The sequence below is a fragment of the Pannonibacter sp. genome (assembly GCF_051860505.1).
In the GTDB taxonomy this organism is placed as follows: Bacteria; Pseudomonadota; Alphaproteobacteria; order Rhizobiales; family Stappiaceae; genus Pannonibacter.
Genome location: NZ_JBHYDX010000005.1, coordinates 105,193 through 120,724 on the forward strand (window position 1 = coordinate 105,193; position 15,532 = coordinate 120,724).

Genomic DNA, 15,532 nt, shown 5'->3' on the forward strand with positions numbered 1-15,532 from the left:
CTCGTCGCTACAGAAAAAGCAAACCCCGCCGTGCAGGACACGGCGGGGTTTTGTATTTCATGCAGGGGACTGCCGGGCCTCTAATCTTCTCAGATCTTGCGCAACGCCACCTTGGCGATGCCATGACTGGCGTCCTTGGTCAGGATGAGATCCGCACGCGGCCGGGTCGGGAAGATGTTGTCGCGCAGGTTCTGGAGATTGATGTTCGTCCAGATGTTCTTGGCCTTGGCCAGCGCTTCCTTGTCCGTGATGCGGGAGTAGCGGTGGAAGTAGGAGTTGGGATCGCGAAAAGCGGTCTCGCGCAGGCGCATGAAGCGGTCGATGTACCACTTCTCCAGCATATCCTCCGGCGCGTCGATATAGACCGAGAAATCGAAGAAGTCGGAGACGAAAGGAACGGCACGACCGTCCTTGGGCAGCTCGCGCGTCTGCAACACGTTGAGCCCTTCGACGATGAGAATATCCGGCTTGTCGACGGTTACAGTCTGTCCGGGCATCACGTCATAGTAGAAGTGGGAATAGACCGGAGCTGCAACGTTGCGCTTGCCGGCCTTGATATCTGACAGGAACTTCAGCAGTGCCGGCCGGTCGAAGCTTTCCGGAAAGCCCTTGCGCTGCATCAGGCCTTCCTGTTCCAGCACCGCATTGGGAAACAGGAAGCCATCGGTGGTGATCAGATCGACTTTCGGGCTCGCGGGCCAGCGCGCAAGGAGTGCGCGCAGGATGCGGGATGTGGTCGACTTGCCGACCGCAACCGATCCGGCAATGCCGATGATGAAGGGTGTCTTGCCCTCCTCCACTCCCAGGAAGCGCTTGGTCGCCTGATGCAGGATCAGTGTTGCCTCTGCGTAATAGGCCAGAAGCCGCGACAGGGGCAGGTAGACGCTTTCCACGTCGCCCATCGAGATCGGGTCATTGAGGCCGCGCAGCTCGTCCACCTCGACAGCCGTCAGCGTCATTGGCGTATCGGCACGCAAACGCGCCCATTCTGCCATGGTGAAAACCCGGTAGGGCGAAAGGTCCATGCTGTCGGCACGGGGAGTGGTCTGGTCCATCGGCGGTCCCGGTTTCAGGCGTATGTTCCATACGATTCAGGGGCAGTGCCCCGGGCCGATGGTCCGGGGAGCGGCTAGGGCGCCGGTGCGGGGTCAGTCCGCCGGGCGGGATGCCTTTTCCTCAAGCCCCGTGCGTCCGGTCCTTGCGGCCAGTTCTGCCATGACGGCAGACAGAGGTACGTCGCAGACCTTAAGCACGACGAGCAGATGAAACAGAAGATCGGCAGCCTCGCCCTTTAGGCCGTCGCGGTCGCCCTGAACAGCGGCGATGGCCGCCTCCACGGCTTCCTCGCCCAGCTTCTGGGCGCATTTACCAACGCCCTTGCCGACCAGTTTGCGGGTGTAGGACGTCTCGTCCTCGCTGGCCGCACGGGTGGCAACGATGGCGTCGAGGTCGGCCAGGGTAAAGGCGGTCATCTGATCAGCGTCTTTTCTCGTTTGGGAATGTCTTACACCGGATCTTTTCGCAAATCAGGTATCCATTCGCATAGGTATCCCGGCGGCAGCCATATGCGCCTTGGCCTCTGCGATGGTGTAAGTGCCGAAGTGGAAGATCGAGGCGGCCAGCACGGCGGTGGCGTGGCCATCGCGCACACCGTCCACCAGATGGTCGAGCGTTCCGACACCGCCCGAGGCGATCACGGGCACCGGCACCGCATCGGCGATGGCCCGGGTCAGCGGGATATTGTAGCCGGCCTTGGTGCCGTCGCGGTCCATCGAGGTTACCAGCAGCTCGCCTGCGCCCAGTTCGACAACCTTGCGGGCGAACTCGACCGCATCGATACCGGTGGCGTTGCGTCCGCCATGGGTGAAGATCTCGAAGCGATACGGCTCGCCTTCGGCGCTGACCTGCTTGGCATCGATGGAGACGACGATGCACTGCGAACCGAACTTCTCGGCCGCCTCGCGCACGAAGTCCGGGTTGGTGACGGCAGCGGTGTTGATCGACACCTTGTCCGCGCCCGCGTTGAGCAGTTTGCGGATGTCTTCCACCTTGCGCACGCCGCCGCCGACGGTCACCGGCATGAAGCAGGCCTCGGCGGTGCGGCGCACCACGTCATAGATCGTGTCGCGGCCGTCGCTGCTCGCCGTGATGTCGAGGAAGCAGAGTTCGTCGGCGCCGGCAGCGTCATAGGCCTTGGCAGCCTCCACCGGATCGCCGGCATCGACCAGATCGACGAAGTTGACGCCCTTGACGACGCGGCCGTCCTTGACATCGAGACAGGGGATGATGCGGGCCTTGAGGGTCATGCGCGGGCCTTTGCAATTTCATGGCCACGCAGATATGGAATCTGAATGGCAGAGGCAGACAGCTCTTACATCTTCTATGCAGACGAAAGCGGCGATCATTCGCTGACGTCCATCGACGTGAACTTCCCACTTTTTGCCTTGTCGCTCTGTGGCTTTAAAAAATCAAGCTATTGCAGTCAGATCGTTCCCCGCTTCCAGCGGATCAAGTTCCACTACTTCGGCCATGATGCGGTCATTCTACACGAGCACGAGATCAGAAAGCAGAAGGGCGATTTCAGGCTTTTCACTGATCAGAGGCTGCGCGAAAGCTTCCTGCAAGATGTGTCGGACTGCATCGAGGCTTCGTCCGTCCGGATCGCCGGATGCGTCATCCTGAAAAGTGAGCTGAAGCTCGATTTCTTTCCGGACAATCCCTACGCCATCGCTCTCGGGGTCTGTCTTGTGAAGGTTTACCAGTTCCTCAAGGCGAAGAAGGAAGCCGGCAGGCGGACGTTCTTCATCTTCGAGAAGCGCGGGGCACGTGAGGATCAGGAACTGGAACTGGCCTTTCGCCGGATCATTGCCGGAGACAACCAGATCCGGAAGCCAATGCCCGGTTTTGAGGTGATTTTTCTCGACAAGAAATCCAATTCAACGGGTCTACAGATTGCTGATCTAACCGCCCGGCCCCTGGCCCTCAGCGTTTTCCGCAAGGGTCAGCCGAACCGGGCCCTCGAGATCCTGTCCCAAAAGATGATCGGCGGCATATCCCTGGATGCGAAAGGACGTGGAATCTTCGCCTGAAAAGCGAAAGGCCCCGGATTACTCCAGAGCCTGACGCCGACCGGGAACCCCCAATCCATTTAGATCAAAGATAAGGGCTTTTCAAATTTTGTCAAGCCTTTTCATAGGCTTAAGTAAACAGTCCCAACCCTTTCATCTGATTCAGCTTTCCCTTGCCGCCCGGATCAGGCGCATCGCCTCGGCCGGGTTGAGCCGGCCGTCATAAAGCGCGCGGCCGGAGATCGCGCCTTCAAGGATGGCGCAATCCGGCTGCAGCAGGCGATGGATGTCGTCGATGGAGGCAAGCCCGCCGGAGGCGATGATCGGGATAGAGACTGCGCGGGCGAGTTCCAGCGTCGAGGGGATGTTGAGGCCCTTCAGCACGCCGTCCCGGTCGATGTCGGTATAGATGATCGCGGAAACACCGGCGTCCTCGAAGCGGCGGGCGAGATCGACGGCGGTGAGTTCCGAAGTCTCGGCCCAGCCCTCGACAGCCACATGGCCGCCGCGGGCGTCGATGCCGACGGCGACCTTGCCCGGAAAGGCCTTGCAGGCTGCCTTGACCAGCTCCGGATCACGCACCGCGACTGTGCCGAGGATGACGCGGGCGATGCCCTTGGCAAGCCAGGCCTCGACATGGGCCAATGTGCGGATGCCGCCACCCAGCTGCACCGGGTTCTTCGTTGCAGCGAGGATAGCGTCCACGGCGGCGCCATTGCGGCTCTCGCCGGCAAAGGCGCCGTTGAGGTCGACCACATGCAGCCATTCGAAGCCCTGGTCCTCGAAGGTCTTGGCCTGGGCACCGGGGTTGTCGTTGAAGACGGTGGCCTCGTTCATGTCGCCGAGCTTCAGGCGAACGCACTGGCCGTCCTTGAGGTCGATGGCGGGGAAGAGAATCATGCTGTCGTGCTCCCGCGCCGCTCAGGGCGCCCAGTCCAGGAAATTTGCGATCAGGCCGAGGCCGAGATGCTGGCTTTTTTCCGGGTGGAACTGCGTGCCCACCATGTTGTCGCGTGCCACCATGGCGGTGAAGCTGCCGGCGTAGTCGAAGGTGGCCAGCCGATGCTCGTCCTTCGTGCAGGCGAAATGGAACGAATGGACGAAATAGGCGTGCAGGCCATCGGGGCCAACATCGAGACCCCTGAGAACCGGATGGCTCTCCGGACGGACGGAAATCGTGTTCCAGCCCATGTGCGGTATCTTCAGCGACGGGTCAGAAGGCTGCATGGCCGTGACATCGCCCGGGATCCAGTCGAGGCCAGCCACGGTCTCGAACTCGAGCCCGCGCGAGGCCATCAGCTGCATGCCGACGCAAATGCCGAGGAACGGCCGTCCCTTGCCACGGACCGCCTCTTCCAACGCCTCGGTCATGCCGGAGACGGCGTCAAGGCCACGGCGGCAGTCGGCATAGGCGCCGACGCCCGGCAGCACGATGCGGTCCGCCCTCGCCACGCGGTCGGGATCGGCCGTCACAAACACATCCGGGGCACGCGCATGTTCGCGGGCCGCGCGTTCGAAGGCCTTGGCGGCGGAGCGCAGGTTGCCGGAGCCGTAATCGATGATGGCGACGCTCAACGGATGCCTCCCTGGCCAAGCGTGAGACCGACGACCGGTTGGGTGCCGATGCGCGGAACGATGCCGCCGACCGGCGCAGACGGGCGGGGAGAAACGGGACGCGGGGTCTGCGTGCCCATGAAGTAACGGATTTCGGCTTCCTCGGCGGTGTCTGCGGCGACGACCGCGGCAAAGCGGTAGCCGCGCCGCTCAAGCTGCCAGCGGCGCAGGGTGCCGGCCTCGAAGCCGATCAGCAGGCTGGCGCAGAAGGCCGCAATGCCAGGAACGGAGTTGCCGAGCGCTAGCGTGCCGAGCTCCAGGCCCAGCGTCAGCACCAGATACCCGAGAAACGGCAGCCAAAGCCGGTTCCAGAGCATCCAGAGCCCGGAAAAGACGAAGGCCAGCGCCGAAAACCCGTCGCGCACGAACACGACCCGCTCCGCCGCACGCGGCGACGGCAGGCCGGACGGCGCGACCGCATCCGCTTCGGGCGGAAGCATCACCATGTAAACGCTCATGTCTCGCCTCGTTCAGCCGCCGAGCTGGCCCTTGGTGGTGGGAACGCGGCCGGCCTGGCGCGGATCGACCTCGATGGCCTTGCGCAGGGTCCGGGCCACCGCCTTGAAGCAGGTTTCGGCGATATGGTGGCAGTTGGAGCCATAGAGATTGGCGATATGCAGGGTGATCCCGGCATTCATGGCAAAGGCCCGGAAGAACTCCTCGAACAGCTCCGTGTCGAAGTCCCCGACCTTCGGGCGCGGGAACTCGACCTGCCAGACGAGGAAAGGCCGGCCCGACACATCCAGCGCGCAGCGGGTCAGCGCCTCATCCATGGCCAGATGCGTGTCGGCGTAACGGGTGATGCCGGACATGTCGCCCAGCGCCAGGGCCAGGGACTGACCGAGCGCGATGCCGACATCCTCGACCGTGTGATGGAAATCGATGTGGGTGTCGCCTTCGGCGCGGATCTTGATGTCGATCAGCGAATGCCGCGCAAGCTGTTCCAGCATATGGTCAAAGAAACCGACGCCCGTCGCCACGTCATAGGCGCCGGTGCCATCCAGGTTGATCTCCACCTCGATGCGGGTTTCCTTGGTGTTGCGCGAGATCGTCGCTGTGCGCATCTGTCGTCCTTCCCTCAGCCGGTGAGGGGCACCGACGAAACCGCGGTGTTTTAGCAGGCGCGGGAAGTCATTGAAACAAAAATGGACTGGTCAGTCCATTGGCTGCAGACCGGCAGAAACACGGGGCCGCAGTTTTGTTCCCAGCGGCAAACTGCTAGCGCAGGATCAGGACGGCTGATACTAAACCGCAGCAACTATTTCCCCGTCATCGTCGCCGACCCGGAAGGAGCCCCCCATGACGCGCCGCAACCCCTTTGCCCCGCAGTCCGCCACCGGCCGGCTCGTGTTGCCGCTGGACGTGCCGACCGTCACCGAGGCGCGGGACCTGATCGCGGCGACCAAAGGGGCGGTCGGCGTCTACAAGATCGGCATGGAGCTGCAGTTTGCCGGCGGACTGGATCTGGCCCGTGAACTGGCGGGCGAGGGCATCGACGTGTTTCTCGATGTGAAGCTGCTCGACATCGACAACACCATCGCCAGCGCCGTGCGCAACATCGCCCGCATGGGCGTGCGCTTCGTGACGCTGCATGCCTATCCGAAGACCATGCGCGCCGCCGTGACCGCGCTTGAGGACACAGGCGTCACCGATCTCTGCCTGCTCGGCGTCACCGTGCTCACCTCAATGGACGAGGCGGACGTGGCTGCCGCCGGCTACGGCAAGCCGGTGCGCGATCTCGTCACCAGCCGGGCCGCCGATGCCCGCGCTGCCGGAATGGGCGGCCTCGTCTGTTCTCCGCTGGAAGCGCCGCTGGTGCGGCCGCTGGTTGGCGAAGAGCTGGTGATCGTGACACCGGGCGTGCGCCCCGCCGGCAGCGACCACGGCGACCAGAAGCGCGTGATGACCCCGGCGGACGCGATCCGCGCAGGGTCGGACTATCTCGTCATCGGCCGGCCGATCAGCCGGGCTGCCGATCCGCGCCGGGCCGCCGAAGCCATCGTCGAAGAGATTGCCTCGGCGCTGTGACAGTCGGGTGGTCAAGCCGGGTCGGGTGTCTTGTCGGGTTGATCTCCGGATACATGGGCCTTGATCGTACCTGACCAATCCAGCCGGCGCGTTGCAAACATCGTGATTGCGACGGCTAGGAAGGCGATGAACGAGCCGACCAGCAGAGCATAGTCTTCTTCTCGCATTAGGAGGTACAGAGTGCCGTAGATGCTTGCGAGAACTGCAGCCATCAGCGCGCCCGCCTTTCTACTTGCAACGAGAAACCCGACATAGACAGCAATGAGGCCCGAAACTGCCGTCGCAGCCATGAGATAAGCGAGGTCGTAGCCGATGTGCTCCGACAGGGCGAGCAACAGCACATAGAACACCACCAGCGCCATCCCTGTCAGCCCGTACTGGATCCAGTGCACCTGACCCGGGGCGCGCAGTTCCAGCAGGAAAACCGCCAGAAAAGTGAGCGTGACAAAGAAAATCGCGTATTTCACCGAGCGCTCAACGGTCTGATAAAGGTCCACCTGCTCGACAAAGGTTACGCCCAGCATCTGAGATGAAAACGGCAGACTGCTGTCCATCATCAGGTCCGGCAAGCCTCGGGCGAGGTAGGGGATCGACCAGGATGCGGTAAACCCATCGGGGTTTATCTCGCGCTGATCCGGCAGAAACCCGCCGCTGAAACCGGGGTGCGGCCAGTTTGACGTGATCTCGACGCGTGTGGTTCGGCCAGAGGGCGCAATATGAAATGAGCCGGAGCCATTCAGAAGCAGCGGGATTTCAAAACGGAAACCCGTTGCGACTTCAGCCGATGTCAGCGGTGTCTGGATCGACTGGGCTGCCCTGCCGGATAGCGACAGGTCGCCGGAACCGGGATCGAACAGGCGCGGCTGGCCGCCATCAATGCTCAGTGAAATGTCCGATTTTACGGCCTTCAGCTCCGAGATTGACGCAGCGAGATAGGCCGGGTCGCCGGATGGGACGATGCGGCCTTCGAACTTTGGGCGGAAACTCCCGGCATCGAGAGGCGAGAAGCGACCTTCGAGACGGATGTCAGCCTGATAGACTGGCAAGCTGTAAATCGACAACTGCCTCAGTTCCGTCTGGGCGTTGACCCGCACCGTCAGCTCCTGTGGCAGGAGAAATGCTGCCCGTCGGTGCAGGTCGCGCTTGCGCACGGTGACACCGTTCTGGATTTCATCCCGCTCGACCTCCTCGAGAAATGGGACGACAAGAACCGGACCTTGAATGGCTTGTGTGCCACCCCAGTCCCGGGCGATGGCGTCAGCGACGGAACCGGCCCGCAGTTTTCGTTCGCGGACCAGATCCTGCACGAGCAGGCTGGGGACGAGCAGGGCCAGCGTCAGGACCGAAATAATGGCAGCCTTGAACGCCGGCGATGAAGAGAGCCGGCGTGTCGCACGCGGTAAAGCAGCGGGGGAATGTGAAACCGTCATGATCAAAAGCCTTCTCGAAATGGAAGTGCAGGATGATCAGGCGCTTGATCTTGGCGTTTCAGATGATGGTTTGGAGATTTCTTCGCGGCGGCGCTGTGGCCCTTTTGGACATGTGTGACCGGGATCACGATTTCTGCCGGGTTTACTGCTCGCGGGTTTCCTGGATCGGCAGGGGCCGCTGTTCCTCAATGGCTTCCATCGCGAAATAGGACGTCACGCTGTCCAGTTCGACACCTGCAATCAGACGGCGATAGACCGCGTCGTAGCTGGCCATGTCGCGGGTGACGACCTTGAGCAGGTAGTCGTAGTCCCCGCCAATGCGGAAGAAGTCGATGACCTCGGGAATGGTCTGCACATGGCGCCGGAAGGTCTCAAGCCATTCAGCCGAGTGATGCCGGGTGCGGATCATGGCAAACACCACCAGATCCAGCCCGAGCCGGGTGCGATCGAGCTGCACGGTCTGGCCGGTGATCACGCCCTCTTTCTTCATCGTCTGGATGCGGTTCCAGCAGGCGTTGGGAGACAGGTTCACTTTCTCTGACAATTCGCGCTGGGTCAGGCTGCCGTCCTGCTGCAAGGCCTTCAGAATGGCCTTGTTGAACTGATCAATCATTGCGGCGTCTTCTCGAACAAAATCTACGTGAATGATCCATACTGTGTGAAACTTTGGAATTTCTCTCAAGGGGTTTCGCATAAATTCTTCCGCATTCGCTCTTTTGCAGGATGCCCGCCATGCCGATGTCCCTTGCCGATTTCCGTGACCACCTGGCCGCAAACGCGTCGCTCGTTGAGACGTTGCGCGTGGGACTGATCGGCGAAGGCATCGAGATCGAAGGCGCGTTTGGGTCGCGCAAGCTGGTATATGCGGATTACACCGCCTCCGGCCGGGCCCTGCGGCAAGTGGAAGAGTTCATTCTCTCCGAGGTGCTGCCCTATTACGCCAACAGCCACACGGAGGCGTCCTGGTGCGGCGCGCGGATGACCCAGCTGCGGCGCGAGGCACGGGCCCTGATCGCCGAGGTTACCGGTGCGGGCGAGGACTGCACCGTCATCTTCACCGGCTCGGGCGCGACAGCGGCCGTTAACCGGGCGGCCAGCCTGTTCGGTGTCACAGGTCTGCAGGGCGCTGTTGGCAACGACCGTGCAGCCGTCCTGATCGGCCCCTATGAGCATCATTCCAACATTCTGCCGTGGCGCGAAAGCGGCGCCGAGGTCATCGAGATTGCCGAGTCTGCCGTGGGCGGGCCGGACATGGCCCAACTGGAAGCCGAGCTGATCCGGCTGGCTGGCCGGCCTCTCGTCGTCGGTGCCTTTTCCGCCGCCTCCAACGTCACCGGTCTCCTGACCGATGCCGACGCCGTCACGCGGCTGCTCAAGGCGCATGGGGCGCTGGCACTGTGGGACTATGCCGGCGGCGGCCCCTACCTGCCGATCCGCATGAACTCCGGCAGCGACTGTGCCAGGGATGCCATCGTCGTTTCGCCGCACAAGTTCCCTGGCGGACCGGGAGCCTCGGGCGTCCTGATCATCCGCAATTCGGCCGTCCGGGCGGTGAAGCCGACCTGGCCCGGCGGCGGCACCGTGTCTTTCGTCTCGCCCTGGGGGCACGACTATTCCGCCTCGCTGGCCGCCCGTGAGGAAGCCGGCACGCCGAATGTCGTCGGCGACATCCGCGCCGGCCTTGCCTTCCTGATCAAGGACACCGTTGGCGAGGACTTCATCCTCTCCCGCGACAAGGCTCTCGCCCGGATGGCCTTCAAGGCCTGGGCCGGACACCCGAGCCTGAAGATCCTTGCAGGCGACAAGCGGGACCGCCTGCCGATCTTCGCCTTCCAGATCGAGGATGCGGCCGGCAACCGGGTGCATCCGCAGCTGTTCACGCGGATGCTGTCGGACTTCCACGGCATCCAGGCGCGCGGCGGCTGCGCCTGCGCCGGACCCTATGCACACCGGCTGCTCGGCATTGACCAGGCGCGGTCGGAAGAACTTCGTGCCTCGATCCAGGCCGGCGAGGAGATGGAGAAGCCGGGCTGGATACGGCTTAACTTCAGCTATCTGATGGATGATACCACCGCGCGTTTCATCCACGAGAGCGTGGCACAGCTCGCCCGCGATGGTCAGGAACTGGCCAAGCTCTATGTCGGCGATCCGCGCACCGCGCGGTTCCGCAAGGCCGGCTGAGCCCTCGCATATCGGGTGGCTGAACCGGGGCAGGGCGGGGTAAGGTCAGGCAGTATCCAATGCCAGACTTTGCCGAGTGATCCAGATGGCCAATGCTTCCCAGTCCGACCTGTTTGCCGCCACAGATCTGGCGACTGCCCGCGCCAATGCGGTCAGCGCCGAGCTGATCCCTGCCATCGCCACCGGCGAGGATGCAGCGCGGGACTATCAGGTCGTGCGCGAGACGCTGGAACGCATCACCGAGACCTGGCGCGATCAGCCGCAGCTGGATGATCTGGCGCGGCAGGTTGGTCTGCAGCCGATCCAGCTGCAGCGGGTGTTCTCGCGCTGGGCCGGCCTGACGCCGAAGCAGTTCGTCCAGGCGATCACGCTTGACCACGCTCGCGCGCTGCTGCGCGATGCAGCCAGCATCCTTGACACGTCCTACGAGGTTGGCCTGTCCGGTCCCGCCCGGCTGCACGACCTGTTCGTGACCCATGAGGCGATGACACCGGGCGACTACCGCAGCCGCGGCGCCGGCGTCACCATCCGCTACGGCTTCCACCCTTGCCCCTTTGGTCAGGTGCTGCTGATGATCACCGAGCGGGGACTGGCAGGCCTTGCCTTTGCCGATCCGGGTGAGGAAACGTCAGCCTTCGAGGACATGAGCAGCCGCTGGCCGGCCGCCAGTTTCGTTGCGGACCAGGAGGCAACGCTTCCCTATGCCGTGCGGGTTTTCGATCCTTCAGCATGGGCATCCGACACGCCGCTCAACGTCGTCTTCATCGGCACGGATTTCGAGATCCGGGTGTGGCAGACGCTGCTGAAGATCCCAATGGGCCGGGCCACCACCTATTCCGACATCGCCCGCAGCCTCGGCAAGTCCAGCGCGGCGCGGGCGGTGGGCACGGCGGTCGGGCGCAACCCGATTTCCTTCGTCGTGCCCTGCCACCGGGTGCTCGGCCGCACCGGCGGCCTCTGCGGCTATCACTGGGGCCTGACCCGCAAGCGGGCGATCCTCGGCTGGGAGGCTGGATTGACGGGGCCGGTGTTGCAGGCGGGCTGAGCACTGGCCCTATACCGGCGCTGATCAGGTCAGTGTGCTTCGTCCCAGGTATCGGCGGCGCGGGCATCCACCTGCAGCGGCACCGAGAGGCGGATCAATGGTTCGCAGGCCCCTTCCATGATGGAGCGGATGACCGGAATGGCTGTGTCGACGCCTGCCTCGTCCACCTCGAAGATCAGTTCATCGTGAACCTGCAGCAGCATCTCTGCCGATGATCCGGCCACAGCGAGCGCGCCCTCCATCCGCACCATCGCCCGGCGCAGGATATCAGCGGCCGACCCTTGGATCGGTGCGTTGATGGCGGCCCGCTCGAAGAAGGCGCGCATCGACGGATTGGATGTGTTCACGTCCGGATAGTGCGCCTTGCGGCCGAAGATGGTGGTGACATAGCCCTTGTCGTGCACCTCCCGCTTCACGGCTTCCATGTAGTCGCGGATGCCGGGGAAGCGCTGGAAATACATCTTGATGTAGTCGCTCGCTTCGCCACGCGAGATGCCAAGCTGGGCGGCAAGGCCGAAGGCCGAGATGCCATAGATGATCCCGAAATTGATCGCCTTGGCGCGGCGGCGAACCATCGGATCCATGTCCTTCACCGGCACGCCGAACATCTCGCTCGCCGTCATGGCGTGGATGTCGAGACCGTCCGCAAACGCCTTCTTCAGCTGCGGGATATCGGCGATATGCGCCAGCACGCGCAGCTCGATCTGGCTGTAGTCGGCCGAGATCAGCTTGCGGCCCTTGTCTGCCACGAACGCCTTGCGGATCTTGCGGCCGGCTTCTGTGCGGACCGGAATGTTCTGCAGGTTCGGCTCCGACGAGGACAGGCGCCCGGTCGTGGTCGAGGCCAGCGAGTAGGATGTGTGGACGCGCTTTGTCTCGGGATGAATGTAGCCGGGCAACGCGTCGGTGTAGGTGGACTTCAGCTTGGCGAGCTGGCGCCATTCGACGATTTTCACCGGCAGTTCGTGACCCTCGGCAGCGAGATCATCCAGGACCGAAACGGCTGTCGACCAGGCTCCGGTCTTGGTTTTCTTGCCGCCGGGCAGGCCCATCCGCCCGAACAGGATATCGCCTAGCTGTTTTGGCGAGCCGATGTTGAAGGTCTCGCCCGCCAGCGCATAGATTTCCGCTTCGACGGCGGCCATGCCTTGCGCGAATTCGCCTGAAAGCCGCGAGAGCATCTGCCGGTCGATGGAGATGCCACGCCGTTCCATACGGGCGAGCACCGGGACCATCGGCCGCTCCAGCGTTTCGTAAACGGTCGCCATGGCTTCGGCAGCCAGCCGCGGCTTCAGCACGCGCCAGAGCCGCAGGGTGACATCGGCATCCTCGGCGGCATAGGCGGTTGCCTTGTCGATGGCCACCTTGTCGAAGGTGATCATCGACTTGCCTGATCCCGCAACGTCCTTGAACGAGATCGGTGTATGCCCGAGCCAGCGGTCGGACAGCTCGTCCATGCCGTTGCCGCCCTTGCCGGCGTCCAGCGCATAGGACAGCAGCATGGTGTCGTCGAGCGGGCCGATGGCAACGCCGTAGCGCAGCATCAGGAGATAGTCATACTTGAGGTTCTGGCCGATTTTCAGCACGCCGGGATCTTCCAGCAGCGGCTTCAACACATCGAGTGCATCACGCAGCGGGATCTGGCCTGGAACGAGGCCACCGCCTCCCAGCAGATCGCCCTCGCCGTCCACATGGCCAAGCGGCACATAGCAGGCGTGACCTGGCCGGGTTGCGAGCGATACGCCGACAAGATCGGCCTGCATCGCATCGAGCGATGTGGTCTCCGTGTCGAAGGCAACAAGGCCAACTTCGGTCGCCTCGGCAACCCAGGCCCGTAGTCTGTCGATGTCGCGGACGGCTTCATACCCGGCATGGTCAATCTTCAGGCCGCGCGCCTCGTTCTGTCGGCCTTCGACCAGTGCCTGCGCCGTCATCAATCCGGCAGGAACGTCGGTCGAGACGGCTGCCGAACGCTGGCTTGCCGAGGCGTCCGAGATATCGACCGGAGCGGCGGTCTCGCCGCGCTCCATCTGGCGGCCCTTGGCATCGGGTGTGTGCCAGCCGGCAATCTCGAACTCCGACGGCTCGATGTTGACGACTTCCGCTCCGGTTGCCTCGGCGACGCGGCGGGTGAGGGTGGTGAATTGCATGGCCTTAAGGAAACCGACGGCCTGCGGGCCGTTGACTGATTCGACGGCGAGGTCCGTAACCGGAATGAGCACTGGCACATCGGTCTTGAGCGTCACCAGCTGCTTGGAGATCCGGGCCTGCTCGGCAAATTCGATCAGGTTTTCGCGGCGCTTGGTCTGTTTGATCGTGTGCGCGTTGGCGAGCAGCGTCTCCAGGTCGCCGAATTCGAGAATGAGCTGCGCGGCCGTCTTTAGGCCGATGCCGGGAACGCCGGGCACATTGTCGACACTGTCACCGGCCAGCGACTGGACCTCGATCACCTTGTCCGGTCCGACGCCAAATTTCTCGAACACCTCCGGCTCGCCGATGACCTTGTTCTTCATCGTGTCGATCATGCCGACGCGGGGACCGATCAACTGCATGAGATCCTTGTCACCGGACACGATGGTGACGCGCGCGCCCATCTCCGCCGCCTGGCGGGCATAGGTGGCGATCAGGTCGTCGGCTTCAAAGCCTTCCTGCTCGATCGAGGGCACATTGAAGGCACGGGTGGCAGTGCGGATCAGGCCGAACTGCGGGATCAGGTCTTCTGGGGGCGCCGGGCGCTGGGCCTTGTAGGCCGGATAAATGTCACTCCGGAACGTCTTGGACGAATGGTCGAAGATGACCGCAAAATGGGTCGGCTCATCGCCTTTTTCCGGCGTCAAGCCTTCGGTCAAGAGCTTCCACAGCATGTTGCAGAAGCCGGAGACCGCACCAACCGGCAGCCCGTCCGACTTGCGCGTCAGCGGCGGCAGCGCGTGATAGGCGCGGAAAATGAAGGTGGAACCGTCGACCAGAATGAGGTGGTCGTCAGCGGTGAGCGCGGGGGAGGAAGCATCGTTCGACATGGCGCGGATCATGCCCGCTTGGCCCTGAGGAAGAAAGGGCGAATGTGCGTCCGCAGCAATGTCCTGGCGGGTAGCTTACTCTGCTGCCTGCCCGGCCGATTTGGTCGCGGCTGGCCGGGCGACATGCGCCCAAACCGGACGCTGGAATAGGAAGCGGCCGTAGCCGGTGCGTTCAACGGCGATATAAAGCACCACCGGTCCGGTCACGGCGGCAAGTGTGACCAGCAAGGACAGTGTGCCCGTATCGAACAATCCGAGCTTGGGCAGCAGGATCCGCGCGACTGCCATGGGGAAAAAGAAGGCGAGATAGATCACGATCGAATGTGCGCCCATCCAGCGCAATCCGGACAGCCGGCCGGACGAGGCGAGAAGGCTTGAGACAAGAACCACGGCGATGCCGCCGGCAGCGCCCAGAACCAGAGACAGGCCTGGAAGGAGATAGATGCCAAAGGCAACCGCTGCCCCGTTCAGGCAAGCCCAGATGGCGATAGCCATCAATGCAGCCAAACGCCTGTCTGCGGCCAAAGCGGCAAGAGCAAACAAGCGCGGCGCAAACACGTATCCGGCGAAGAAGAAGACAAATCGCTCGGCAAAATAGTCGAGGATATAGATGCCCGTATCGATCGGAACGACCTGTAGGGTGGCAGCCCCCAACAGGGTCAGCGGCCACGGCACCTTCAGCTCATGCAATATCTTCGTTACGACAAAAAAGACCGCCAGAAGATAGATGAACCACAATGTGCCAAACGGTTGTAGGAAGGCGAGAAGATATTCGCCCAATGTTGCTTCGAAACCATCAGCGGCAATCATACCGGGTGCCTTGACCGCGAACTGGATGGTCAGCCACAGGGTGTAGAAATACAGGAAATGAACGACCTTTCGGTCCAGATACAGCCGCCAGTCGCGGTCCAGCACATTGGCGACAAACAGGCCTGAAATCAGGAAGAAGTCTGGCATCCGGAACGGTGCAGCAAACTGCACGACAGGATGCATCCAGCCGGTTTCGCCGGCGGCAAGCTCCATTCCCAGCACGCTGTGCATCATCACAACCAGCACGATGCATATCCCCTTCGCATGATCGATCCAGTCGATGCGTTTGGGGAGGGAGGACCTAGTATGGAGTGTATCTACAGCGGACATTCGCCA

General features: G+C 62.9%; 15 protein-coding genes. 4 read left to right on the plus strand and 11 right to left on the minus strand.

Annotated elements, in window-relative coordinates; all coding sequences use genetic code 11:
• Positions 1–89 precede the first annotated feature (89 nt).
• The 3 genes from coaA to hisF form a co-directional block, all read right to left on the minus strand.
• Entirely contained in the window at positions 90–1,055 is a 966-nt protein-coding gene (coaA, locus tag ACTIFE_RS05235; RefSeq protein WP_439528106.1) for a type I pantothenate kinase, read from the minus strand.
• Between the two features lie 93 nt (positions 1,056–1,148).
• Positions 1,149–1,472, minus strand: coding sequence for a phosphoribosyl-ATP diphosphatase (locus ACTIFE_RS05240; RefSeq protein WP_439528107.1), 324 nt, complete (start codon positions 1,470–1,472; stop codon positions 1,149–1,151).
• A gap of 54 nt (positions 1,473–1,526) precedes the next feature.
• The gene (gene hisF / locus ACTIFE_RS05245) at positions 1,527–2,306 is read right to left on the minus strand and encodes an imidazole glycerol phosphate synthase subunit HisF (RefSeq protein WP_268137749.1); all 780 of its coding nucleotides are present in this window, start codon (positions 2,304–2,306) and stop codon (positions 1,527–1,529) included.
• Positions 2,307–2,351: 45 nt separating this feature from the next.
• On the opposite strand from hisF, the gene ACTIFE_RS05250 reads away from it, so the two are divergent.
• Positions 2,352–3,089 (plus strand): DUF3800 domain-containing protein, encoded by a 738-nt coding sequence (locus ACTIFE_RS05250; RefSeq protein ID WP_439528108.1) that lies wholly within the window; start codon positions 2,352–2,354, stop codon positions 3,087–3,089.
• Positions 3,090–3,230: 141 nt separating this feature from the next.
• On the opposite strand, the gene hisA is transcribed toward ACTIFE_RS05250, so the two are convergent.
• The 4 genes from hisA to hisB are packed head-to-tail and all read right to left on the minus strand — an operon-like array spanning position 3,231 to position 5,746.
• The gene (gene hisA / locus ACTIFE_RS05255) at positions 3,231–3,968 is read right to left on the minus strand and encodes a 1-(5-phosphoribosyl)-5-[(5-phosphoribosylamino)methylideneamino]imidazole-4-carboxamide isomerase (RefSeq protein ID WP_439528109.1); all 738 of its coding nucleotides are present in this window, start codon (positions 3,966–3,968) and stop codon (positions 3,231–3,233) included.
• A gap of 21 nt (positions 3,969–3,989) precedes the next feature.
• Complete coding sequence (gene hisH, locus ACTIFE_RS05260) at positions 3,990–4,643, minus strand: imidazole glycerol phosphate synthase subunit HisH (protein ID WP_439528110.1); 654 nt, start codon at positions 4,641–4,643, stop codon at positions 3,990–3,992.
• Positions 4,640–5,140, minus strand: coding sequence for a DUF2628 domain-containing protein (locus tag ACTIFE_RS05265; protein WP_439528111.1), 501 nt, complete (start codon positions 5,138–5,140; stop codon positions 4,640–4,642). The genes hisH and ACTIFE_RS05265 overlap by 4 nt, the downstream gene beginning before the upstream one ends.
• A gap of 12 nt (positions 5,141–5,152) precedes the next feature.
• On the minus strand, positions 5,153–5,746 hold the full coding sequence (hisB, locus tag ACTIFE_RS05270; protein ID WP_439528112.1) for an imidazoleglycerol-phosphate dehydratase HisB: 594 nt from the start codon (positions 5,744–5,746) through the stop codon (positions 5,153–5,155).
• 235 nt (positions 5,747–5,981) lie between these two features.
• On the opposite strand from hisB, the gene pyrF reads away from it, so the two are divergent.
• A complete protein-coding gene (pyrF, locus tag ACTIFE_RS05275; protein ID WP_439528113.1) occupies positions 5,982–6,710 on the plus strand; it encodes an orotidine-5'-phosphate decarboxylase in 729 nt (242 codons plus the stop codon).
• Between the two features lie 11 nt (positions 6,711–6,721).
• Here pyrF and creD read toward each other — a convergent pair whose 3' ends face one another.
• Both creD and ACTIFE_RS05285 read right to left on the minus strand, forming a co-directional pair.
• Positions 6,722–8,140, minus strand: a complete 1,419-nt coding sequence (creD, locus tag ACTIFE_RS05280) for a cell envelope integrity protein CreD (RefSeq protein ID WP_439528114.1) — start codon at positions 8,138–8,140, stop codon at positions 6,722–6,724.
• 142 nt (positions 8,141–8,282) lie between these two features.
• Positions 8,283–8,753: an Lrp/AsnC family transcriptional regulator gene (locus tag ACTIFE_RS05285; protein WP_439528115.1), complete on the minus strand. Its 471-nt coding sequence runs from the start codon at positions 8,751–8,753 to the stop codon at positions 8,283–8,285.
• Between the two features lie 119 nt (positions 8,754–8,872).
• Here ACTIFE_RS05285 and ACTIFE_RS05290 point away from each other — a divergent pair, with 119 nt between their 5' ends.
• Together ACTIFE_RS05290 and ACTIFE_RS05295 are read left to right on the plus strand one after the other, a co-directional pair.
• Positions 8,873–10,321 (plus strand): aminotransferase class V-fold PLP-dependent enzyme, encoded by a 1,449-nt coding sequence (locus ACTIFE_RS05290; protein WP_439528116.1) that lies wholly within the window; start codon positions 8,873–8,875, stop codon positions 10,319–10,321.
• 85 nt (positions 10,322–10,406) lie between these two features.
• A complete protein-coding gene (locus ACTIFE_RS05295) occupies positions 10,407–11,366 on the plus strand; it encodes a methylated-DNA--[protein]-cysteine S-methyltransferase (RefSeq protein ID WP_439528117.1) in 960 nt (319 codons plus the stop codon).
• 29 nt (positions 11,367–11,395) lie between these two features.
• Here ACTIFE_RS05295 and polA read toward each other — a convergent pair whose 3' ends face one another.
• Positions 11,396–14,398: a DNA polymerase I gene (polA, locus tag ACTIFE_RS05300; RefSeq protein WP_439528118.1), complete on the minus strand. Its 3,003-nt coding sequence runs from the start codon at positions 14,396–14,398 to the stop codon at positions 11,396–11,398.
• 63 nt (positions 14,399–14,461) lie between these two features.
• Positions 14,462–15,526, minus strand: coding sequence for an acyltransferase family protein (locus ACTIFE_RS05305; protein ID WP_439528119.1), 1,065 nt, complete (start codon positions 15,524–15,526; stop codon positions 14,462–14,464).
• Between the last annotated feature and the right edge of the window lie 6 nt (positions 15,527–15,532).

Coding starts and splice junctions, on each gene's coding strand:
- coaA (WP_439528106.1), bottom strand. CDS start 1,055: ATGGACCAGACCACTCCCCGTGCCGACAGCATGGACCTTTCGCCCTAC.
- ACTIFE_RS05240 (WP_439528107.1), bottom strand. CDS start 1,472: ATGACCGCCTTTACCCTGGCCGACCTCGACGCCATCGTTGCCACCCGT.
- hisF (WP_268137749.1), bottom strand. CDS start 2,306: ATGACCCTCAAGGCCCGCATCATCCCCTGTCTCGATGTCAAGGACGGC.
- ACTIFE_RS05250 (WP_439528108.1), top strand. CDS start 2,352: ATGGCAGAGGCAGACAGCTCTTACATCTTCTATGCAGACGAAAGCGGC.
- hisA (WP_439528109.1), bottom strand. CDS start 3,968: ATGATTCTCTTCCCCGCCATCGACCTCAAGGACGGCCAGTGCGTTCGC.
- ACTIFE_RS05265 (WP_439528111.1), bottom strand. CDS start 5,140: ATGAGCGTTTACATGGTGATGCTTCCGCCCGAAGCGGATGCGGTCGCG.
- hisB (WP_439528112.1), bottom strand. CDS start 5,746: ATGCGCACAGCGACGATCTCGCGCAACACCAAGGAAACCCGCATCGAG.
- pyrF (WP_439528113.1), top strand. CDS start 5,982: ATGACGCGCCGCAACCCCTTTGCCCCGCAGTCCGCCACCGGCCGGCTC.
- creD (WP_439528114.1), bottom strand. CDS start 8,140: ATGACGGTTTCACATTCCCCCGCTGCTTTACCGCGTGCGACACGCCGG.
- ACTIFE_RS05285 (WP_439528115.1), bottom strand. CDS start 8,753: ATGATTGATCAGTTCAACAAGGCCATTCTGAAGGCCTTGCAGCAGGAC.
- ACTIFE_RS05290 (WP_439528116.1), top strand. CDS start 8,873: ATGCCGATGTCCCTTGCCGATTTCCGTGACCACCTGGCCGCAAACGCG.
- ACTIFE_RS05295 (WP_439528117.1), top strand. CDS start 10,407: ATGGCCAATGCTTCCCAGTCCGACCTGTTTGCCGCCACAGATCTGGCG.
- polA (WP_439528118.1), bottom strand. CDS start 14,398: ATGATCCGCGCCATGTCGAACGATGCTTCCTCCCCCGCGCTCACCGCT.
- ACTIFE_RS05305 (WP_439528119.1), bottom strand. CDS start 15,526: ATGTCCGCTGTAGATACACTCCATACTAGGTCCTCCCTCCCCAAACGC.